We start from the raw sequence: 22,267 nt of genomic DNA on the forward strand, positions 1-22,267 counted from the left end.
CCCTAGGCGGCCGTTACCTAAACAACGGATATACACCCCGACCCCCCTCACCCCAACAACTCACTCATCGCAATAATCTGCTCCGCCACCTGAATCAGCTTCTGCTGCCGACTCATCGCCTGACGCCGCATCAGCGTGTAGGCCTCGTCCTCATTACACCCCTTCATTTTCATCAACAGCCCCTTGGCCGTTTCAATCCGCTTACGCTCCGCCAACTGCTGATCCCGCGCCTGCAACTGCGCGCGCAGGGCCTGGTCACTCTCAAACCGTGCCATCGCCACATCCAGAATCGGCTGCAACCGCTGCGCCTGAATCCCCTCCACAATGTAGGCACTGACCCCAGACTTGATCGCCTGACGCATCACCCCAGGATCATGCTCATCGGTAAACATCACAATCGGCCGCGGCTGGTCGCGGCTGACCAGTACCACCTGTTCCATCACATCACGCCCCGGCGACTCGGTATCGATCAAAATCACATCCGGGCGCACCGCCTCAACCCGCGCCGGCAGGTCAATCGTCAGCCCCGACTCATCGATTACTTCAAACCCGGCCTCGGTCAACGCGGCCTTGAGCCGCCCAACCTTGCGCGGCGTGTCGTTGATCAACAGGATTCGCAATATAAGATCCTCCTGTCAGCGCAAGGCCTGGCGACTGGAAACGTCGGCCATGGCGTGCAGGCGAAAGCTGTGGGCATACCCGGCCGGGTCCGAACCGTCCCAGACCTTGCCGTCGATCAGCTGGCTGCTGCGCATGGCCTCGCCACCGGCAGGCACCCCCACGGCGCTGGCCGCCTGGCGATAGATATCCAGTTGCTGCACGCGGCGGGCAGTACCGAGGTAGTCCGGGTCTTCCCGCAGCAACCCCCAGCGGCGGAACTGGGTCATGAACCACATGCCATCGGACAGGTAGGGCAGGTTGACCTCGCCGTGGCCATAAAAGCGCAGCGCGTGGGGATCTTGCCAGTGGTTGCCGAGGCCATCGTCGTAGTTGCCCAGCAGCCGCGGTTCGATGCAGTCCAGCGGCGCGTCGAGGTATTGCGGGGCGCTCAGCAGTTGCGCGGTGGAGCGGCGGTTCTCGACACTTTCCTCGATAAATCGGCTGGCTTGCAGAATGGCCATCACCAGTACCCGGGCGGTGTTGGGGTATTGCTCGACAAACGCCTGGGTGCAACCGAGGACCTTCTCCGGATGGTCCGGCCAGATCGCCTGGGTTGTCGCCAGGGTGAAGCCTTGATTTTGCTTCACTGCGCTGGCGCACCAGGGCTCGCCAACGCAGAACCCATCGATACGCCCGGCTTGCAGGTGAGCAACCATTTGTGGCGGTGGCACCACCACACTGTCCACGTCCTGCAGCGGATGGATGCCCTGACTCGCCAGCCAGTAATACAGCCACATGGCGTGAGTGCCTGTGGGAAAGGTCTGGGCGAAGGTGAGTTTTGTTCGGCTTTGGTGCACGCGACGATCCAGTGCCTCAGGACTGGTCACCCCCAACTGTTGCAGACCACGGGACAGGTTGATGCTCTGGCCATTCTGGTTCAGGCCCATCAGCACCGCCATGTCGGTGGGCGCCACGCCGCCGATGCCCAAGTGCACGGCGTAGATCAGGCCGTACAGGCTGTGGGCGGCGTCCAGTTCGCCGCTGACCAGGTTGTCCCGCAGGCTGGCCCATGACGACTGACGCTTGAGGTTCAACGTCAGGCCATAGGGCTGCGCGAAGCCCTGGGTGGCGGCGACCACCACCGAGGCGCAATCGCTCAGGGCCATGAATCCCAGGTTGAGGCTGCTCTTTTCCGGGGCATCGCTGCCGTTGACCCAAGCCAGGGGATCACTCATCAATACGTACCTTTCATAAAAAAACGCCGCTCCGTCGGGCCACACACAGGAGGGGCCCGGGGTAACGACGTCTGTGTCCTTGAGCCCGTTCCGCCGTTGGCGCGGGCCGCGATAGACAAGGCAAAGCAAGGCACATGCCACGACGCGCGCAGGATGGGCGGGGCGTCAGCTTTCCATCAGGATTGAAACTGGCCTGCCTCGCAGTATGGCCGCTCTTTCAGCCCGGACCATGCAGGCATGTTCATCCACCTTCCCCGTTTTTCGACGCTGCTTTTCTGCCTCGTGTTGTTGGGCAGCCCCTGCGCGTTCGGGGAGCCGTACCAGGCTCGTGATGAGAGCCTGCACACTTTTTTTACCGCGCTGTCATTGCCGCTGGGGCAACCGATCGTTGTCAGTCAGGCGGCGGCGCGCAAGCGCATCAGCGGAGCGTTCGATTTCGATTCGGCGCAACCGCTGCTGGAGTCCGTCGCCCGGCAGCGGGGCTTGATCTGGTACAGCGACGGCCAGGTGCTTTACCTCTATGACGCCGACGAGGCGAAAAGCTCGGTGGTGACCTTGCGGCACATTTCAGTGGATATCCTGCGCGGGTTCATGCGCCGCTCGGGGCTCGATGAGGCGCGCTACCCGCTGCGGGCGAGTGGGGCGCGGATGTTCTATGTGTCCGGGCCGCCGAACTATGTCGACCATGTGTTGCGCCTGGCGCAACTGATGGACCGCCAGCGTGCGGAACTGCGCATGGGGCCGCAGCGGATCGGGGTGGTGCAGGTACTCAACACCCACGTTGCAGACCGCGAGTACGAGATGGGCGACAGAACCATCACGGTGCCGGGCATGGCATCCATGATCGAAAAACTGCTGGCTGTCGAACAGGAGAGTGTCCCCCAGGGGCAATCCGGATTACTGGGTGATACCGATATTTCGGTGCTGGCCTACCCGGACACCAACAGCCTGTTGATCAAAGGCAAGCCTGAGCAGGTGAGCTTTATCGAAAGCCTGGTGGCGGAACTGGATGTGCCGAAGCGCGCAGTGGAGGTTTCATTGTGGTTGGTGGATGTGGACCGCGATGAGCTCAAGAAGCTGGGCGTGGCCAGGCATGAAGGCTCCGGCGAGCCTTCCGCAACCCGGGTCATGGCGCCCGTCGATGACGACGCCTTCATGAAGCGGATCACGGCACTGGAGCCGCGCCGGCGCGCAAAGGTCACGGCGTTGCCGGTGATTCTTACCCAGGAGAATGTGCCGGCGGTGTTCAATGATAACCAGACGTTCTATCTGCCCCGGCCAGGTGAGGACAGCGATAAGTGGCAACCCGTGGTTTATGGCACCCAGGTCAGTGTTTTACCGCGCTTTGCCGAGGCGGGCGAAATCGAGATGTTGCTCACCATTGAGGATGGCCGCCAGTTGGGCAGGGCCGGCAATCGCGGCAAGCGCTCGGCAGCGGTGGAGCGCGTGGGAATCAGCAGCGTGGTGCGTGTGGCGCCGGGCAGGCGGCTGCTGGTGGGGGATTTTCAGCGTGATGCCGGGTCGGCCTTGTCCGGACGTTACTACGGACCTATGGCTAACAGTGTGCGGCTGTTTGTCATTCAGGCGGCGGCACTTGGGAATGCTGTGCATACCCGTGCAGAGCCGGGGCAGGCACCGCCGCTGACACCCTCCCAGTATGAGCAGGTGAAACGTGCATTTACCCGCCCGGGTACGGGATAAAACCGCCGTTGTTTCTGTGCGGGGTGGTGCCGAAAAGTCCTACGTAGTCTGTCTGGAAAAATACAGTGCATGGGGGCTTTTGCCTCTCCTATACCGAGGGTGAGCTTTTTATAGTCGCGATTTTTCGGGATAACCAGTGTTGGAAATGAGGGTGAGTTGGGTGCAGAGGTACGAATGGCCGTGGTGAATAACGGGGCACTGGCCGCCCCCATGGTCTTTGATCGCTGGACATTGCATGGCGACGGCAGGCTGACCGGAGAAGATTCGGATATTCAACTACCGCCCAAGGAGGGGCAGGTGCTGCGCGTGCTGCTGGCGTCGGCCGGCGTGTTGGTGACCAAGGATCACTTGCTGGAACAGGCATGGCCCCATAACGAGGCTACCGAAGAGTCCCTGACCCGTTGCATCTGTTCGCTGCGTAAAATTTTGAAGGACGGTAGGGGGCTGATCAAGACGGTGTACGGCAAAGGGTACCGAGTGACCTGTGCCGTCACGGTTGCGCGCCATGTCTGTTCTACCTGCGGTCGAAGCCAGGCATGAGACGCGTCTGGCGCAAGGGAGTGCTGCTGCTCGTACTCGGCTTCAGTAATGAAGCCCGGGCGTATTGCTGGGCCGAGGCCGCCAGCCGCTATGACATCGAACCGGAGCTGCTGCAAGCCATCGCCGCGGTGGAGTCGGGTTATCGCGCCGAGGCCATGAATTACGCCAACAGCAATGGCACCCGTGATATCGGGCTGATGCAGATCAACAGCATTCACCTGCCGCGCCTGCTCAAGCTGGGCATTACCGAGCAACGCTTGCTGGATGAGCCTTGCCTGTCAGTGGAGGTCGGGGCGTCGATCCTTGCCGACTTTGTCAAACAGTTCGGCTACAACTGGACGGCGATCGGTTCCTACAATGTGGGCGGCGGCCCCGGGCCTCAGCGCGAGGCCCTGCGCCTTCGCTATGCGCAAAAAATCTGGGCTCGCTACGAGGAACTGATGGCGTACCGCAACTGACGATTGGACAGCGCGCCTCGCATGCAGCCCTTCACCCCGGCTATAATCGCCGCCACCTTTCGCCGCCATCCGAGTCAATCCCGCCCATGTATACCCTGGCCCGCCAGCTGTTGTTCAAACTCTCTCCGGAAACCTCCCACGATCTGTCCCTGGATTTGATCGGTGCCGGTGGCCGCCTGGGGCTCAATGGTCTGGTGTGCAAGGCCCCGGCGAAAATGCCGGTGTCGGTGATGGGGCTCGATTTCCCCAACCCGGTGGGCCTGGCTGCCGGCCTGGACAAGAACGGCGCGGCCATCGACGGATTTGCGCAGTTGGGTTTTGGCTTTGTCGAAATCGGCACCGTGACCCCACGACCGCAGCCGGGCAACCCGAAGCCGCGGATCTTCCGCCTGCCGGAAGCCGAGGCGATCATCAATCGCATGGGCTTCAACAACCTGGGTGTGGATAACTTGCTGTCGCGGGTTCAGGCGGCGAAGTACACAGGCATCCTGGGGATCAACATCGGCAAGAACTTCGACACCCCGGTGGAGCGTGCGGTGGATGACTACCTGATTTGCCTGGACAAGGTCTATGCCCACGCCAGCTACGTCACCGTCAACGTCAGCTCGCCGAACACCCCGGGCCTGCGCAGCCTGCAGTTTGGCGACTCCCTCAAGCAACTGCTCGAAGCCTTGCGCCAGCGTCAGGAAGACCTGGCTGTGCGCCATGGCAGGCGTGTGCCGCTGGCGATCAAGATTGCTCCGGACATGAGCGACGACGAGACCGTACTGGTGGCCCAGGCCCTGGTGGACTCGGGAATGGATGCAGTGATCGCCACCAACACCACCCTGAGCCGCGTTGGCGTCGAAGGCCTGGCCTTTGGTGACGAGGCGGGTGGCCTGTCCGGTGCGCCGGTGCGCGACCAGAGCACCCACATCGTCAAGGTGCTCGCGGCTGAGTTGGCAGGGCGCTTGCCTATCATCGCCGTGGGCGGCATCACCGAGGGCAAGCACGCGGCCGAGAAGATCGCCGCTGGCGCGAGCCTGGTGCAGTTGTATTCCGGTTTTATCTACAAGGGCCCGGCGTTGATTCGCCAGTCGGTGGATGCGATCGCGGCGTTGCCAAAAGCTTAATCGAGGCCCATTAAAAAGGGCTCCTCGAAGGAGCCCCTGGGCCGAAGCCCGCCGCCCGGATGGGGCGTGCGTGGTTAAGTGGTTGCGTATTCGTGCTGGTGTCGGAATTAAATGCCCTTGATTAGCCGACGGCGTGAAGTTCGTTGAGTCTGTGGATTCCCGCAGTGCCAGTCATACCGTCCCAGTTGTCGCCGCGTCCTTCTCGCCAGCCGTTGATCCAGGCTTGGCGTACCGACGGTAGAGTAAATGGGCAAAGCTCACGGGATTTGCCATGAACGCCATATTGATATCCGCGTAAAAATGCTCTTTCCAACGGATCACGCTTAAGTCTTCTCATAGGGTGTTTCCCTCACTTGTTGACTGTCTTGATATCCTTCGGCCTCGTCCGAGGCCGGGCAGAGTTTTTCTGCCGTTGGTGGGCTCGCTGCCGGCGTGGCGAGCCAATGTGTCGGCGTCGTTACGGCGCCAACCTGTGTTGAGTTCTAACCAATAGGTCACATGGATTCAATGATCGTTTTGTCATAAGCACGTAACGATAATGATGCTATGGCCATAAGCTGGGATGGCTTTTCGCCCCTTTTCTTGGGCAAACCCAGCTATGATGTGCCCTTCAAAGAGGATGGGTTTAATCCTTTAGTGAGAATGCCCACCCGTTGCAGTCGGTTATTATTCGACGAAGGGTCGGAATATTTCTTTTTGTTGCTTCAAATACTTGAACTGCCCCGTCGATAAAGGCCCAAAAGGCCTGTAGCCGAGGTGGAACGGCGCATCCGTGCCACACGAGCGCTCTTCAAGAAAAGCGCTTGATTGAAAACCGAACGCGCGATGCGTCGCCCGTTCACTTATTGCTGAAAAGCCTGGAATGCCCCATGTCGGACCGTTTTGAACTCTTCCTCACTTGCCCCAAGGGCCTCGAAGGCCTGCTGATCGAGGAAGCCGTCGGGCTTGGCCTTGAGGAAGCCCGCGAGCACACCTCGGCCGTGCGCGGCATGGCCGACATGGAGACCGCCTACCGCCTGTGCCTCTGGTCGCGCCTGGCCAACCGCGTGTTGCTGGTGCTCAAGCGCTTCCCGATGAAAGACGCCGAAGACCTCTACCACGGCGTGCTGGACATCGAGTGGGAAGACCACATGCTCGCCGACGGCACCCTGGCCGTTGAATTCAGCGGCCACGGTTCGGGCATCGACAACACCCACTTCGGCGCGCTGAAGGTCAAGGATGCGATTGTCGACAAACTGCGCACCCCGACCGGCGAACGTCCGTCCATCGACAAGATCAACCCGGACCTGCGCATTCACCTGCGCCTGGACCGTGGCGAAGCGATCCTCTCCCTCGACCTGTCCGGCCACAGCCTGCACCAGCGCGGCTATCGCCTGCAGCAGGGCGCTGCACCGTTGAAAGAGAACCTGGCGGCGGCGATCCTGATTCGCTCCGGCTGGCCGCGTATTGCTGCCGAAGGCGGCGCGCTGACGGACCCGATGTGCGGCGTCGGTACCTTCCTGGTGGAAGGCGCGATGATTGCCGCCGACATGGCCCCCAACCTGAACCGTGAGCTGTGGGGCTTCACCGCCTGGCTCGGTCACGTTCCGGCGCTGTGGAAGAAACTTCATACAGAGGCCAGCGAACGCGCGGCCATCGGCATGGCCAAGCCGCCGCTGTGGGTTCGGGGTTACGAAGCCGACCCACGCCTGATCCAACCCGCGCGTAACAACATCGAACGCGCCGGCCTGAGCCACTGGATCAAGATCTACCAGGGCGAAGTCGGCACCTTCGAGCCGCGTCCGGACCAGAACCAGAAAGGCCTGGTGATCTGCAACCCGCCTTACGGCGAGCGTCTGGGTGATGAAGCCAGCCTGTTGTACCTCTACCAGAACCTCGGCGAGCGTCTGCGCCAGGCGTGCCTGGGCTGGGAAGCGGCGGTGTTCACCGGCGCTCCGGACTTGGGCAAGCGCATGGGTATCCGCAGCCATAAACAGTATTCGTTCTGGAACGGCGCCTTGCCGTGCAAATTGCTGTTGATCAAGGTCACCCCGGACCAGTTCGTCACCGGCGAGCGTCGCACCCCGGAACAGCGCCAGGCCGAGCGCGAGCAAGCGGCCTACGACCAGGCGCCGACCGAGCCGCAAGAGCGCCAGTACAACAAGAACGGTAACCCGATCAAACCCGCCCCGGCCCCGGTGGTCGAGCAGGCGCGTTTGAGCGAAGGCGGGCAGATGTTTGCCAACCGCCTGCAAAAGAACCTGAAGCTGCTGGGCAAGTGGGCCAAGCGCGAGGGCGTCGATTGCTACCGTGTGTACGATGCCGACATGCCGGAATACTCCATGGCCATCGACCTGTACCACGACTGGGTTCACGTCCAGGAATACGTGGCGCCGAAGTCGATCGACCCGGAAAAAGCCTCGGCACGCATGTTCGATGCCCTGGCAGCCATTCCCCAGGCGCTGGGCATCGACAAGAACCGCGTGGTGGTCAAGCGTCGCGAACGCCAGAGCGGCACCAAGCAGTACGAGCGCCAGAGTGCCCAGGGCAAGTTCACCGAGGTCAGCGAAGGCGGCGTCAAGTTGTTGGTCAACCTGACCGATTACCTGGACACCGGCCTGTTCCTCGACCACCGCCCAATGCGCATGCGCATCCAGAAAGAGGCGGCCGGCAAGCGCTTCCTAAACCTGTATTGCTACACCGCCACCGCCAGTGTGCATGCCGCCAAGGGTGGCGCGCGCAGCACCACCAGCGTCGACCTGTCGAAGACCTACCTGGACTGGGCGCGCCGCAACTTCTCCCTCAACGGTTTCTCCGACAAGAACCGCCTGGAGCAGGGCGACGTGATGGCCTGGCTGGAAGCCAGTCGCGATGAGTTCGACATGATCTTCATCGACCCGCCAACCTTCTCCAACTCCAAGCGCATGGAAGGCATATTCGACGTGCAACGTGACCACGTGCAGTTGCTCGACCTGGCCATGGCACGCCTGGCGCCGGGTGGCGTGTTGTACTTCTCGAACAACTTCCGCAAGTTCCAGTTGGAAGACAACCTCGTCGAGCGCTACGCCGTCGAGGAGATCAGTGACAAGACCATCGACCCGGATTTTGCGCGCAACGCCAAGATCCATCGGGCGTGGAAAATCACCGCTCGCTGATCACTGCGTTCTGAAGCCGCAAGCCCGGATCATTCCGGCCTTGCGGTTTTTTTTGCGCTGGTCAAACGCAAGTCCTGTGGCTATAACTTAAGGCCTTGCCAAAGTGGCGCACCTGCACGCTGGCGTTCCGAGTCTTGTCTATGCCGCTGCATGCCGTCCGCCCGAAAATCCTAGGCTTTATCAGTGAGCAGGTATCGGCGTGGCTGGTGGCGGTGGTGGTGTTTCTGGCCGGGAGTGCGCTGACGATCATCGTCGCCTGGGCGGCCTCCGATCTCTATCAACAGCAGGTGCGCCAACGCTTCCAGTTGCTGGTCAACGAGCGCTACAGCCGCCTCCAGGAGCGCTTTGAGGACCAGGAACAACGCCTGGGCAGCCTGCGGCGGTTCTTCGCCAATTCCAATTCGGTCTCCCGCAACGAGTTCGACGGTTTTGCCCAGCCTTTGCTGTTGCGTACCCGTGCTTATGCCTGGGCCCCTCGGGTTCTGCGTGACCAGCGCAGTGCGTTTGAACAAGAAATTACCGCTGAGCGTGGCGCGAGTTTTGCCATTCGCGAATTGAACGCGGCGGGCGAACTGGCCCCGGCTGCTCAGCACGATGAATATGTGCCGGTGCTGTACAGCCAGACCCAGAGCCTGCTTGGCTCGCCGCTGGGTTTTGACCTGTTGGCCCAGCCACTGCGGCGCTCGACGGTGGAGCGTGCGCAACAGTCGGGGAAAATGGCAGTGTCCCAGCCCATGCAACTGGTGGGCGTGGAGCCGGCCTACGCCATGGGCGTGCTGTTGGTGGCACCCGTCAGTCGGACACCAATCCCACAAGCACCCGTCAGCGAACCTTACGGTTACGTAATGGCGGTGATCAGCATGCGCCAACTGGTGGCTGACGGTTTGCCCAAGGCGGACCGGGACAACCTAGTGACGCAGATCGTCGATACTTCCGACGCAGAAAAGCGCGTGCTCTACGAATCCAGCAACGCCGTGGCGGACAGCGACCTGATGGCTGTACGCCGGCTGACGCTTGGCGACCACGTCTACGCCTTGAGCCTGCGCCCCAGCCTGGTGTTCCAGCAGGGCAATCATTCTTCGCAGATCACTATCCTGGTCATGGGCAGCCTGCTGAGCCTGCTGCTCAGTGCGCTGCTCTACGTGTTGGTCAGCCAGCGCCAGCGCGCTTTGAAACTGGTGGAGCAGCGCACGGCCCAATTGCGTCAGCGTGAACAGGAACTGCGAGGCACCCACGGCCAACTGCGCAGCGTGCTGAATGCGGCGACCCAAGTGGCGATCATCGCCACTGACCTGCGCGGTGTGATTACCACCTTCAACGCCGGCGCCGAGCGAATGCTGGGCTTTGAGTCGGACGAGGTGCTGGGCCATCTGACCCTCGAAAGCCTGCACCTGGCGCCCGAGCTGGAAGCCCGTGCCGTGCAGTTGAGCGCGGCGCTGGGCAAACGCATTGCGCCAGGCCAGGCGATGCTGGTGGACGGCGCCGATGCGGTGCACGAGACCCGTGAGTGGACGCTGGTGCGCAAGGACGGCAGCCACCTGACGGTGAACATGCTCGCCACCGTGTTGCTGGATGAGCATGGCCTGTGGGTCGGGCACCTGGCGATCTGCCTGGATGTCACTGAACAAAAGCGTGCCTATGAGGCACTGGCCGCGCGGGACCGCCTGCTGAAGAAACTCAGTGCCCATGTGCCCGGCGGTATTTTCCAGTTCATCCTGGAACCGAATGGCGACTCGCGTTTCATCTATGCCAGCGACGGCATTCGCGATATCTACGAGATCGAGCCGGGGGTGTTGCAGCAGGATGCACGAAAGGTCTTCGAGCGCGTTCATCCGCTGGACGTCGAGCGGGTACGGGATTCCATTCGTCTGTCCACCCTGCAACTGAGCCATTGGCGTGAAGAGTACCGGGTGCAATTGCCCCAGCGTGGGCTGCGCTGGATTCGCGGTGAAGCAACGCCGGAAGAACTCCCCGGCGGCGGTACGTTATGGCATGGCTATGTGTCGGATATTTCCGATCTCAAGCGGGTCGAGGAAGAGCTGCGGGCGCTGTCGATTACCGATTCCCTGACCGGCATTCATAACCGACGCTACTTCCAGGACCGGCTGAAGGCCGAGATGATTCGAGTCAAGCGCGCTTCTGGAGCGTTGTCGGTGATCATGTTCGACATCGACCACTTCAAGCGCATCAACGACCAGCACGGCCACGCGGTCGGCGATGAAGTGCTCAAGGAATTGTGCCGGCGCATCAGCCAACGATTGCGGCGTACGGATGTGTTTTGCCGGCTGGGGGGCGAAGAGTTCGTGGTGCTGTGCCCCAATACCGACGGCAGCCAGGCGTTCAGTGTTGCCCTGGAGTTGTGGCAGGCGTTGCGCAGTGAGCCTATGGAGGATGTGGGTGTCGTGACTGCCAGTTTCGGGATCGCCAGCTGGCGAGTCGAAGAGGGCGTTGATGGCTTGTTGCTGCGGGCGGATTCAGGGGTGTACGCGGCGAAGCAGGCGGGCAGGGATAGGGTTGAGGCAGAGCGGGTGCTTGCCTGAAGCCAGATCGGAGTGTGGGAGTTGTCGAGCTTTCCTGAAGACAGATATCGGAACGTGGGAGCTGTCGAGCTTTAGCGAGGCTGCGATGCAGGCGCCGCGGTGCACCAGGTACACCGCGGTGATCCTATCGCAGCCTCGCTAAAGCTCGACAGCTCCCACATTTGATCTTTGTTGTCGTTAGAGCACCGGGGCCGCCGCTGCCAGTTTCGGCTGGCGATACAGGTCCAGCAGCACCTGGTCCAGCACCGAAGAGGCACCCCACGGTTTTGTATCGTTGAGAATCGCCACCACCGCCCAGGTATTGCCATTGTTGTCGCGGCTGAACCCGGCAATTGCGCGCACGGTGTTCAGAGTGCCGGTCTTGACGTGGGCTTCGCCGCGTATGGCCGTGGTCTTCAGACGTTTACGCATGGTGCCGTCGGTACCGGCAATCGGCAACGAGCTGATAAATTCCGCTGAATACGGGCTTCGCCATGCTGCTTGCAGCATGGTTGCCATTTCGCGGGCGCTGACCCGCTCGGCACGGGACAAACCGGAACCGTTTTCCATCACCAGGTGTGGTGCAGTGATGCCCTTTTTCGCCAGCCACTGGCGCACCACGCGCTGGGCCGCCTTGGCGTCATCGCCGTCGGCATCGGTGCGGTACTGCGCGCCCAGGCTCAGGAACAGCTGCTGGGCCATGGTGTTGTTACTGTATTTGTTGACGTCGCGGATGATTTCCGCCAGGTCCGGCGAGAACGCACGGGCCAGCACCTTGGCGTTCTTCGGTACCGGCGCCTGGATGTCGCGGCCCTGGATGCTGCCGCCCAGTTCTTTCCAGATCGCCCGAACGGCGCCGGCGGTGTAGGTGGCGTGGTCCAGCAGTGACAGATACGTCTGCGAGCTGCAGCCATCCGCCAACTGGCCGCTGACGGTCACGGTGACGCTGCCATCGGCGGCGGTCATCGGGCTGTAGCGCACGTCCCCGGTGCACTGCTTGGCGTTGGAGACCTTGACCTGATTGTCGATGCGAATGCTCGCAATCGGCGGCTCTACCGATACCAGCACCTTGCCCGAATCATTGCGGGTGACGAAGCGCAGCGCCTTGAGGTTGACCATCAGGGCGTCGGGCTTGACCAGGAACGGCTTGTTCTCGTCGTTGCCGTCGTCATTGAACTCCGGCAGTTGCGGCGGGATGAAGAAGCCACGGTCCAATACCAGGTCACCGGTCACTTGCTGCACGCCATTGGCCCGCAGGTCGCGCATCAGCAGCCAGAGTTTTTCCATGTTCAGCTTGGGGTCGCCGCCGCCCTTGAGGTACAGGTTACCGTTCAGGATGCCGCCGCTGAGGGTGCCGTCGGTGTAGAACTCGGTTTTCCACTGATGGTTGGGGCCGAGCATTTCCAGGGCCGCGTAGGTGGTGACCAGCTTCATGGTGGAGGCCGGGTTGACCGACACGTCGGCGTTGAACACGGTGGGTGTGCCCGGGCCATTGAGGGGAATCATCACCAGGGACAGCGCGTTATTTTGCAGCTTGGCTTTCTGGAGGGCTTCCTGGACCTTGGGTGGCAAGGAAGTGTTGATCGGGGCAGCGGTAACGGAAAAGGCCAGGGGGAGAAGAAAACCGGCCAGTAACAATGGACGCAAAGATTTGATCATAAGAATTAAAACCCTACTGCTGAGGGGTAAAAAAGGTGAGGGGTATGTACGAAAAATCCCTCAATGGTCATGAAAGTGTCGGCATTATGCCCCAAGGCAGTCGCACTTGTGCCTGAACGATAGCTGCAATTGGCGGTTTTTTTTACTGGCACTGTGCCGCCTGTCCCAGAGAATCGGGCAAAGGCCTGCTTAAACTGCTAAAGTGCCGCCCGTTATTACTTAAGAGGATTGTTCCAATGGCGACTAACCGTTCCCGGCGTCTGCGCAAAAAACTGTGCGTTGATGAATTTCAAGAGCTGGGTTTCGAACTGAACCTGGACTTCAAAGAAGGTTTGGACGATGAAGCGGTTGACGCTTTCCTCGAAGCATTCCTGACTGAAGCAATGGACGGCAACGGCCTGGACTACGTCGGCGGTGATGACTTCGGTCTGGTTTGCAAAGCCACCCGTGGTTCGGTCAACGAAGAACAGCGTGCCGCTGTTGAAGCGTGGCTGAAGGCTCGTCCAGAGCTGACCCGCGTTGAAGTCAGCGCCCTGTTGGACGCTTGGCATCCAGAAAAGCCGATCAACCCGGCAGTCTGATGTCATGAAAAAGCGACCCGCCCGGGTCGCTTTTTCGTTACTGGGTATAAAAAATCAGGCCTTGCGCCAGTTCAGAATCACCAGCGTCAACACCCCCGCGACAATCCCCCAGAACGCTGAACCGATGGAAAACAACGTCAACCCCGACGCTGTGACCATAAAGGTAATCAACGCTGCTTCGCGTTCCTTGGGCTCATTCATGGCGATACTCAGGCCATTGATGATCGAGCCAAACAACGCCAGTGCCGCGATCGACAGCACCAGCTCCTTGGGCAACGCGGCGAACAACGCCGCCAATGTCGCGCCAAACACCCCGGCAATCCCGTAGAAAATCCCGCACCAGACCGCGGCGGTGTAGCGTTTGTTGCGATCCTCATGGGCATGGGGCCCGGTGCAGATCGCCGCGCTGATGGCTGCCAGGTTGATGCCATGGGAGCCAAACGGCGCCAGCACCAGCGAAGCCAGGCCGGTGGTGGTGATCAGGGGTGAGGCCGGCACGTTATAGCCGTCGGCCCGCAGCACAGCGACCCCCGGCATGTTTTGCGAGGTCATGGCCACCACGAACAGCGGGATGCCGATGCTGATGGTCGCCGCCAGAGAGAAATGCGGCGTGGTCCACACCGGCGTTGCCACTTCCAGGTGGAAACCGCTGAAATCCAGCAGCCCCATCAGCCCGGACAGCGCCGTGCCGATCAGCAATGCCGCGAGCACGGCATAACGCGGCGACAGGCGCTTGATGACCAGGTAAGTGAAGAACATCCCCAGCACCAATCCGGTGCGTTGCTGTGCGGCGACGAAAATCTCGCTGCCGATCTTGAACAGAATGCCCGCCAGCAAGGCCGCCGCCAGGGACGCCGGGATGCGCCTGACGAGTTTTTCGAAGCTGCCGGTCAACCCGCAGATCGTCACCAGCACCGCACAGGTGATGTAGGCGCCGATGGCTTCGCCGTAACTCACACCGCCCAGGCTGGTGATCAACAACGCCGCCCCCGGGGTGGACCAGGCGATGGTGATCGGCGTGCGATAGCGCAGGGACAGGCCAATGCTGCACACCGCCATGCCGATGGAAATCGCCCAGATCCACGAGGAAATTTGCGCCGTGGTCAGGCCGGCAGCTTGGCCAGCTTGAAACATCAGCACCAGGGAACTGGTGTAGCCGGTCATCATGGCGATGAAACCGGCGACGATGGCCGAAGGCGAAGTGTCGGCCAGTGGGCGTAATCGCGCTTGGGGGGCGTCGGACATGGGGCGGTGTTCCTTTTACCGGGCTGTCTGTAGGAGCGAGCTTGCTCGCGAAGGTCGTTAACGATGACGCTGGCATCCTGACTGAATGCGGTGCTTATACGTTTTTCGCGAGCAAGCTCGCTCCTACAAAGGAGAAAGTGCGGAATCAAGCCTAAACTCAAACGTAACGATTCATTGCAATACAGCCGGCGCCGCAAACAGCCGTACAGTGTGTTGGCGCAACGGGTTGTGTACAATGTGCGCTGATTTTACGCGATACTTGCCAGCGACCCTCTGTGCCGTATTACAGTCAACGTCAATTCGCCGCCGTTCTCCCGACCCGAGTGCCCATGAACGAACAGTTGCAGCCCCTCAAGAAACAACCGCGAGCCGGTAAGGCCGGTCGCAGTGGAACCCAGGACGATATCGTCTACGCGCATATCTTCGAGGCGATCCTCGAGCAACGCCTGGCGCCCGGTACCAAATTGAGTGAAGAAGCGCTGGGCGAAATCTTTGGCGTCAGCCGCACCATCATCCGCCGCGCACTGTCGCGCCTGGCCCATGAAGGCGTGGTACTGCTGCGGCCCAATCGCGGCGCGGTAGTGGCCAGCCCGAGTGTCGAGGAAGCCCGCCAGGTGTTCCTCGCCCGGCGTCTGGTGGAGCGTGCGATCACTGAGTTGGCGGTACAGCATGCCACGGCCGAGCAACTGGCCGAGCTGCGGCAGATGGTCAACGACGAGCGCGACAGCTTCTCCCGGGGCGATCGCGGCGCAGGCATCCGGCTTTCCGGCGAGTTCCACTTGAAACTGGCCGAAGCGGCGAAGAACGCCCCGCTGATCAGCTTCCAGCGCAGCCTGGTGTCCCAGACTTCCTTGATCATCGCCCAGTACGAAAGCGGCAACCGCTCGCACTGCTCCTACGATGAGCACACCCAACTGATCGACGCAATCGAAGCGCGGGATGCGGGTCTGGCGGTGAACCTGATGATGCATCACATGGATCACATCGACAGCAAGCTCAACCTCGATGAGGAAAGCGCTTCTGACGATCTGCATGCAGTGTTCTCGCATTTGTTGCAGACCAAGAAGCCGGGGCGCTCGTCTGTAAAGTTGTAAACCCGATCAAACATGTGGGAGCTGGCTTGCCTGCGATAGCATCACCTCGGTATCACTGATACACCGAGGTGTCTGCATCGCAGGCAAGCCAGCTCCCACATTTGTTTTGTGGTGCTTGTTAAATCAGCGTTGGTGCACGAGCTGCCCCGCCGCGTACGTCTGCAACACCGCCCGGTCATCCCCCAGCGTCATCAATACAAACAACGTCTCGGCAATGTTATTGGCCTGCTTCAGGCGATAGCTGAGCAGCGGGGTGGCGTTGTAATCCAGGACCAGGAAGTCGGCATCAGTGCCCGGCTGCAATGTGCCGATCTTGTCTTCCAACCGCAGTGCCCGCGCACCGCCCAGGGTCGCCAGGTACAACGACTTGAACGGGCTCAATCGCGCCCCTTGCAGCTGCATCACCTTGTACGCTTCGTTCAGTGTCTGCAGCAGCGAGAAGCTGGTGCCACCGCCGACATCCGTACCCAGGCCTACATTCAGCTTGTGCTTCTCGGCCATCGGCAGGTTGAACAACCCGCTGCCCAGGAAGAAGTTCGACGTCGGGCAGAACGCGACTGCCGAACCGGCTTCTGCCAACCGCGCGCACTCGTCATCGCACAGGTGCACACCGTGGGCGAACACCGAGCGTTCACCCAGCAGTTTGTAATGGTCGTACACGTCGAGGTAGCCCTTGCGCTCCGGGAACAGTTCTTTCACCCATTCCACTTCCTGCAGGTTTTCACTGATGTGAGTCTGCATGTACAGGTCCGGGTATTCCCCCAGCAACTGCCCGGCGAGGGTCAGTTGTTCAGGCGTACTGGTCGGTGCGAAACGTGGCGTCACCGCGTAGTGCAAACGGCCCTTGCCGTGCCAGCGCTCGATCAGCGCCTTGCTTTCCTGGTAGCCGGACTCGGCGGTGTCGGTCAAATAGTCCGGCGCGTTGCGGTCCATCATCACCTTGCCGGCGATCATCCGCAGGTCGAGCTTCTCGGCCGCTTCAAAAAACGCGTTCACCGACTGCGGGTGCACGCTGCCGAATACCAGGGCGGTGGTGGTGCCGTTGCGCAGCAGTTCCTTGATGAAAATGTCCGCGACTTCTTCGGCGTGGGCCTTGTCGGCGAACTGGCTTTCACACGGGAAGGTGTAGGTATTGAGCCAGTCCAGCAACTGCTCGCCATAGGCACCGACCATGCCGGTTTGCGGCAGGTGAATGTGGGTGTCGATCAGGCCGGGGGTGATCAGCGCGTCCTGGTAATGGGTGACTTCGATGTCGGCGGGCAGGGTAGCGAGCAATTCGCTGGCGTGACCCAGGGCGCTGATCTGGCCGTTGTCGATCACCAGCAGGCCGTCTTCGAAATACTCGTAGGAGGCTTCGATCCCTACTTCGGCAGGGTCGGCGATGCTGTGCAAAATGGCGGCACGGTAGGCTTTGCGTGTCAAAGGCATGGTCGTCTCAGTTAGTCGCTTGGCTGCGGCGGGATACCGGCAGCAGTTTGGCAATGGGTTCGGCGCTCGCAGTGTGCTGGCCGAAATTGGCGTTATAGGTGGCGATGATTTCGCCGGCGATGGAGATGGCAATTTCCACAGGCAGTTTGCCTTTGACCTCAGTCAACCCCATCGGGCAATGCATGCGTTGCAGTTGCGCGGTGTCGAAACCGCGATCCCGCAGGCGGTGTTCAAACTTGACGCGCTTGGTCTTCGAACCGATCAGGCCGAAGTAGGTAAAGTCATTGCGCTTGAGCAGGGCGGCGGTCAGCTCCAGGTCCAGTGCATGGTTGTGGGTCATGACGATGCAGTAACTGCCCACAGGCAAGTGGTCAATTTCATCCACCGGCTCTTCGCTGACGATTTTACGCACGCCTTGGGGGATGTGTTCCGGGAATTCCTGTTCCCGGGAATCGATCCAGCGCACCCGGCATGGCAGGCTGGCCAGCAACGGCACCAGCGCACGGCCCACATGGCCGGCGCCGAACACCGCGATGTGCGCCTGCACCTGGCCCATCGGTTCAAACAACAACACCGTCACGCCGCCACAGCACTGCCCCAGGCTGGCGCCGAGGCTGAAGCGCTCCAGGTGGGTGTTCTGCTGGCCGCGTACAAGCATGTCCCGGGCGATCTGCATCGCCTTGTATTCCAGGTGCCCGCCACCGATGGTGTCGAACGTCTGGGCGGCACTGATGACCATCTTCGAGCCGGCATTGCGCGGCGTGGAGCCGAGCTCTTCGATGATGGTCACCAGCACGCAGGGTTCACCCTGGTTCTGCAGGTCGGCGAGGGCGCTGATCCAGTTGTTCATGTTTACCTCAACATCTCTGTTGTCAGTTCGACCGCTGTCGTAGGCAAGCCAGCTCCCACATTTGATCGGGTTCACACATCAGAATGTGGGAGCCGGGCTTGCCCGCGATGGCAGCGCCTCGGTCTAGAGCGAAGCCAACTCGGTTTCCGTTTCCACAGCGTTTGCGGCGGTCAACTGGCGCATCTGCTCACACCCCCACAACACCCGCTCCGGGGTCGCCGGTGCATCAATCTTCGGCTGATGACGATAGTCACCCAGGCTCGCCACGGCATCCTTGATCGCACACCACGAGGCAATACCGAGCATGAATGGCGGCTCGCCCACGGCCTTGGAATGGAACACCGTGTCTTCCGGGTTCTTGCGGTTTTCCACCAGCTTCACCCGCAGGTCCAGCGGCATGTCGGCGACCGCCGGGATCTTGTAGCTGGCCGGGCCGTTGGTCATCAGCTTGCCTTTGTTATTCCAGACCAGCTCTTCCATGGTCAGCCAGCCCATACCCTGGATGAAGCCGCCTTCCACCTGGCCGATGTCGATGGCAGGGTTCAGCGAGGCGCCCACATCGTGCAGGATGTCGGTGCGCAGCATTTTGTATTCGCCGGTCAGCGTGTCGACGATCACTTCGCAGCAAGCCGCGCCGAACGCGAAGTAGTAGAACGGTCGGCCACGCGCCTGGCTGCGGTCGTAGAAGATTTTCGGGGTCTTGTAGAAGCCGGTGCTCGACAGCGACACCTGGGCGAAATACGCCTGCTGGATCAACGCTTCAAAGGTCAGGATGTGATCGCGGACCCGCACATGCCCGTTGTGGAATTCAACGTCGGCCTCGCTGACTTCATACTTGCGCGCGGCAAATTCCACCAGGCGCTGCTTGATGGTTTCGGCGGCATTCTGCGCGGCCTTGCCGTTCAAGTCGGCGCCACTGGAAGCCGCCGTCGGTGAGGTGTTCGGCACCTTGTCGGTGTTGGTGGCGGTGATTTGTACGCGGTCGATTTCGACCTGGAAGATCTCGGCCACCACCTGCGCGACCTTGATGTTCAACCCTTGGCCCATTTCGGTGCCGCCGTGGTTCAGGTGGATGCTGCCGTCGGTGTAGATGTGGATCAGCGCACCGGCCTGGTTGAGGAAACTGGCGGTGAAGGAAATCCCGAATTTCACCGGCGTCAGCGCCAGGCCTTTTTTCAGGATCGGGCTGTTGGCGTTATAGCGACGGATCGCTTCGCGGCGCTCGAAATACTGGCTGCTTTGTTCCAGTTCGGCGGTCATCTCTTCGAGCATGTTGTGCTCGACCGTCTGGTAGTAGTGGGTGACGTTGCGCTCGGTCTTGCCGTAGTAGTTGGCCTTGCGCACGGCCAGCGGGTCGAGGGCCAGGTGCCGGGCAATCGCGTCCATGACCTCTTCGATGGCGACCATGCCTTGGGGGCCGCCGAAGCCACGGTAAGCGGTGTTGGAGGCGGTGTTGGTCTTGCAGCGGTGGCCGTTGACGGTGGCGTCGCCCAGGTAATACGAGTTGTCGGAGTGGAACATTGCGCGGTCGACAATCGAGTTCGACAGGTCCGGCGAGCAGCCGCAGTTGCCCGCCAGATCCAGGTTGATACCGTGCAGCCGGCCGCTGTCGTCGAAGCCCACGTCGTATTCGATATAGAACGGGTGGCGCTTGCCGGTCATCAGCATGTCTTCGACCCGTGGCAGGCGCATCTTGGTTGGCTGGCCGGTGAGGCGTGCGACCACGGCGCACAGGCATGCCGGGCTGGCGGCCTGGGTTTCCTTGCCGCCAAAACCACCGCCCATGCGGCGCATGTCGACCACGATTTTGTTCATCGACACGTCGAGTACTTCGGCCACCAGCTTCTGCACTTCGGTGGGGTTTTGCGTGGAGCAATACACAATCATGCCGCCGTCTTCAGTGGGCATCACTGAAGAGATCTGAGTTTCCAGATAGAAGTGTTCCTGGCCGCCGATGTGCAGGGTGCCCTGGATACGGTTTTTGGCGGTCGCCAGCGCCCCCGCCGAATCACCGCGTTGATGGGTGTGGCTGTCCAGCACGAAGTGTTTTTTGCGAAAGGCCTCGACCACGTCCAGCACCGGCTCCAGGTCTTCGTATTCGATCACGGCAGCCATGGCGGCTTTGCGCGCGGTTTCCAAGTCGCGGGCGGCAACGGCCAGCACCACCTGGCCGACGAACTGCACGGTGTCGATGGCCAGCAACGGGTCGCCGGGCATCAGCGGGCCGATGTCTTTCAGGCCCGGCACGTCTTCGTGGGTGATGACGATGCGCACACCCTCAAAGGCGTAGCAGGGCGCGGTGTCGATGCTGAGGATTTTTGCGTGGGCGCGGTCCGACATGCGTGCGTACAGGTGCAACTGGTTCGGAAACTCCAGACGGTCATCGATGTACTGCGCCTCGCCCGAGACGTGTTTGGCGGCGCTGTCGTGCTTGACGCTGCGACCGACGCCGCTGGTGAGGTCCTTGGCGAACAGTTCAGCGAGTTCGGCTTGGGATTTTTCCACGGCATGATGGTTAGACATAAGCGGTCACCCGAGTCTCGATGTGCGGCGTTTGCAGTTCGATGAAGTATTTGCGCAGCAGGTTTTGTGCGCTGAGCAGGCGGTATTCCTTGCTGGCGCGGAAGTCCGACAGCGGGGTGAAGTCTTCGGCCAGTGCGGCGCAGGCTTTTTCCACGGTGGCGGAGTTCCAGGTGGCGCCGTTCAGCACGGCTTCGCAGCTTTTCGCGCGTTTTGGGGTAGCGGCCATGCCACCGAACGCCACGCGGGCATCGGCGATCACGCCGTTATCAATCTTCAGGTTGAAGGCGGCGCAGACGGCGGAAATGTCATCGTCCAGACGTTTGGAAACCTTATAGGCACGGAACAGCGGGACGCCTTTGGGCACGATGATTTTTTCGATGAATTCGCTGTCCTGGCGGGCAGTGACGCGGTAGTCGATAAAGTAATCTTCCAACGCCAGGGTGCGGCGGGTGTTGCCTTTGCACAGCACGATCTGCGCACCGAGGGCGATCAGCAGTGGCGGCGAATCACCGATGGGCGACGCGTTGCCGATATTGCCGCCCAGGGTGCCCTGGTTGCGGATCTGCAACGAGGCGAAGCGGTGGAGCAATTCACCGAAGTCCGGGTATTCGTTGTTGAGTGCGCTGTAGCAGTCGGAGAGTGAGGTGGCGGCGCCGATTTCCAGGCGGTCGTCGAAGCTTTCGATGCGTTTCATTTCTTCGATATTGCCGACGTAGATCATCACCGGCAGCGTGCGGTGGAACTGAGTGACTTCCAGCGCCAGGTCGGTGCCACCGGCCAACAGCCGGGCTTGTGGATAAGCGTCGTAAAGGTCCGCCAGGTCGGCGACGGTCAACGGCACCAGGCAGCGTTTGTCGCCGCTGTTCAACTCGCCGGTTTGCGTCGGGGCGATGGCTTTCAGGCGGGCGATGGTTTCGGCCTGGCGACTGTCGAACTGGTCCTGGGGCTTGTTGCAGCAGGCCTGTTCGGCGGCGGCGAGAATCGGGCGATAACCGGTGCAGCGGCAGAGGTTGCCGGCCAGGGCTTCGTGAGCTTTCTGGCTGTCGGGTGCATCGCTGTTCTTTTGCAGGGCGAACAGCGACATCACAAAGCCCGGGGTGCAGAAGCCGCATTGCGAGCCGTGGCACTCCACCATGGCTTGTTGCACGCTGTGGAGCTGGCCCTGGTGCTTGAGGTCTTCGACGCTGATCAGTTGCTTGCCGTGCAGGGACGAGACAAACGTCAGGCACGAATTGAGGCTGCGATAGCGAATCTGCTCGGCGCCCTGATCGTCGGTGTGCAACTCGCCGACCACCACGGTGCAGGCGCCACAGTCGCCGCTGGCGCAGCCTTCCTTGGTGCCGGATTTGCCCAGGTGCTCACGCAAATAGTTGAGCACGGTCAGGTTCGGGTCCAGGGCGTGCTCGCTACGGAGCTCCTGGTTTAGTAAAAACTGGATCACGGAAGGCCTCGCAGACTCATTATTGTTGTTAACCGCTTTGCGCCGAATCTAGTCATGTCTGACTTTTCGGTCAACGATTTTCTGACCTAAGGGTCAAGAAAATGCGATCTCAACATCCTTAATTATGGTCCAGTTCTCTGGAACCGC

Annotated in this window: 17 protein-coding genes; 8 read left to right on the forward strand and 9 right to left on the reverse strand. The window is 61.1% G+C overall.

Annotation, left to right across the window (positions count from 1 at the left end; genetic code table 11):
• Positions 1 to 47 precede the first annotated feature (47 nt).
• Both ACUN0G_RS07075 and ACUN0G_RS07080 read right to left on the reverse strand, forming a co-directional pair.
• Positions 48 to 623 (reverse strand): ANTAR domain-containing response regulator, encoded by a 576-nt coding sequence (locus tag ACUN0G_RS07075; protein WP_258348771.1) that lies wholly within the window; start codon positions 621 to 623, stop codon positions 48 to 50.
• A gap of 12 nt (positions 624 to 635) precedes the next feature.
• Positions 636 to 1,835 carry a CmpA/NrtA family ABC transporter substrate-binding protein gene (locus ACUN0G_RS07080; RefSeq protein WP_445572988.1) on the reverse strand — a complete coding sequence of 400 codons (1,200 nt, stop codon included), beginning with the start codon at positions 1,833 to 1,835 and terminating at the stop codon, positions 636 to 638.
• 237 nt (positions 1,836 to 2,072) lie between these two features.
• Here ACUN0G_RS07080 and sctC point away from each other — a divergent pair, with 237 nt between their 5' ends.
• The 4 genes from sctC (at position 2,073) to ACUN0G_RS07100 (ending at position 5,646) form a co-directional block, all read left to right on the forward strand.
• Positions 2,073 to 3,536, forward strand: a complete 1,464-nt coding sequence (gene sctC / locus ACUN0G_RS07085) for a type III secretion system outer membrane ring subunit SctC (protein WP_445572989.1) — start codon at positions 2,073 to 2,075, stop codon at positions 3,534 to 3,536.
• A 174-nt stretch (positions 3,537 to 3,710) separates the two neighbouring features.
• Positions 3,711 to 4,076: a winged helix-turn-helix domain-containing protein gene (locus ACUN0G_RS07090; RefSeq protein ID WP_445572990.1), complete on the forward strand. Its 366-nt coding sequence runs from the start codon at positions 3,711 to 3,713 to the stop codon at positions 4,074 to 4,076.
• Positions 4,073 to 4,534 (forward strand): transglycosylase SLT domain-containing protein, encoded by a 462-nt coding sequence (locus tag ACUN0G_RS07095; protein ID WP_445572991.1) that lies wholly within the window; start codon positions 4,073 to 4,075, stop codon positions 4,532 to 4,534. Before ACUN0G_RS07090 ends, ACUN0G_RS07095 begins: the two co-directional genes overlap by 4 nt.
• A gap of 86 nt (positions 4,535 to 4,620) precedes the next feature.
• Positions 4,621 to 5,646 carry a quinone-dependent dihydroorotate dehydrogenase gene (locus tag ACUN0G_RS07100; protein WP_445572992.1) on the forward strand — a complete coding sequence of 342 codons (1,026 nt, stop codon included), beginning with the start codon at positions 4,621 to 4,623 and terminating at the stop codon, positions 5,644 to 5,646.
• Between the two features lie 121 nt (positions 5,647 to 5,767).
• Here ACUN0G_RS07100 and rmf read toward each other — a convergent pair whose 3' ends face one another.
• Entirely contained in the window at positions 5,768 to 5,983 is a 216-nt protein-coding gene (gene rmf, locus ACUN0G_RS07105) for a ribosome modulation factor (protein WP_002553055.1), read from the reverse strand.
• A 532-nt stretch (positions 5,984 to 6,515) separates the two neighbouring features.
• On the opposite strand from rmf, the gene rlmKL reads away from it, so the two are divergent.
• A complete protein-coding gene (rlmKL, locus tag ACUN0G_RS07110) occupies positions 6,516 to 8,780 on the forward strand; it encodes a bifunctional 23S rRNA (guanine(2069)-N(7))-methyltransferase RlmK/23S rRNA (guanine(2445)-N(2))-methyltransferase RlmL (protein ID WP_063032336.1) in 2,265 nt (754 codons plus the stop codon).
• Positions 8,781 to 8,920: 140 nt separating this feature from the next.
• A complete protein-coding gene (locus ACUN0G_RS07115) occupies positions 8,921 to 11,320 on the forward strand; it encodes a sensor domain-containing diguanylate cyclase (protein ID WP_445572993.1) in 2,400 nt (799 codons plus the stop codon).
• Between the two features lie 177 nt (positions 11,321 to 11,497).
• Here the strand turns inward: ACUN0G_RS07115 and dacB are convergent, their stop codons facing one another.
• Positions 11,498 to 12,958, reverse strand: a complete 1,461-nt coding sequence (gene dacB / locus ACUN0G_RS07120; protein ID WP_445572994.1) for a D-alanyl-D-alanine carboxypeptidase/D-alanyl-D-alanine endopeptidase — start codon at positions 12,956 to 12,958, stop codon at positions 11,498 to 11,500.
• A gap of 236 nt (positions 12,959 to 13,194) precedes the next feature.
• Here dacB and ACUN0G_RS07125 point away from each other — a divergent pair, with 236 nt between their 5' ends.
• The gene (locus tag ACUN0G_RS07125; protein WP_003219101.1) at positions 13,195 to 13,539 is read left to right on the forward strand and encodes a YggL family protein; all 345 of its coding nucleotides are present in this window, start codon (positions 13,195 to 13,197) and stop codon (positions 13,537 to 13,539) included.
• Positions 13,540 to 13,593: 54 nt separating this feature from the next.
• Here the strand turns inward: ACUN0G_RS07125 and ACUN0G_RS07130 are convergent, their stop codons facing one another.
• Entirely contained in the window at positions 13,594 to 14,784 is a 1,191-nt protein-coding gene (locus tag ACUN0G_RS07130) for a benzoate/H(+) symporter BenE family transporter (RefSeq protein ID WP_445572995.1), read from the reverse strand.
• A 329-nt stretch (positions 14,785 to 15,113) separates the two neighbouring features.
• Between ACUN0G_RS07130 and ACUN0G_RS07135 the strand changes: the two genes are divergently transcribed.
• A complete protein-coding gene (locus tag ACUN0G_RS07135; RefSeq protein WP_017477154.1) occupies positions 15,114 to 15,878 on the forward strand; it encodes a GntR family transcriptional regulator in 765 nt (254 codons plus the stop codon).
• 123 nt (positions 15,879 to 16,001) lie between these two features.
• Here ACUN0G_RS07135 and guaD read toward each other — a convergent pair whose 3' ends face one another.
• From guaD to xdhA, 4 genes are all read right to left on the reverse strand, one after another.
• Positions 16,002 to 17,306 (reverse strand): guanine deaminase, encoded by a 1,305-nt coding sequence (gene guaD, locus ACUN0G_RS07140; protein ID WP_445572996.1) that lies wholly within the window; start codon positions 17,304 to 17,306, stop codon positions 16,002 to 16,004.
• A gap of 7 nt (positions 17,307 to 17,313) precedes the next feature.
• On the reverse strand, positions 17,314 to 18,156 hold the full coding sequence (gene xdhC, locus ACUN0G_RS07145) for a xanthine dehydrogenase accessory protein XdhC (RefSeq protein ID WP_445572997.1): 843 nt from the start codon (positions 18,154 to 18,156) through the stop codon (positions 17,314 to 17,316).
• Between the two features lie 123 nt (positions 18,157 to 18,279).
• Positions 18,280 to 20,679, reverse strand: coding sequence for a xanthine dehydrogenase molybdopterin binding subunit (gene xdhB, locus ACUN0G_RS07150; protein ID WP_421551512.1), 2,400 nt, complete (start codon positions 20,677 to 20,679; stop codon positions 18,280 to 18,282).
• Positions 20,672 to 22,120, reverse strand: a complete 1,449-nt coding sequence (gene xdhA, locus ACUN0G_RS07155; RefSeq protein ID WP_445572998.1) for a xanthine dehydrogenase small subunit — start codon at positions 22,118 to 22,120, stop codon at positions 20,672 to 20,674. The genes xdhB and xdhA overlap by 8 nt, the downstream gene beginning before the upstream one ends.
• Positions 22,121 to 22,267 lie beyond the last annotated feature (147 nt).

This window comes from Pseudomonas sp. 32A, assembly GCF_052682255.1.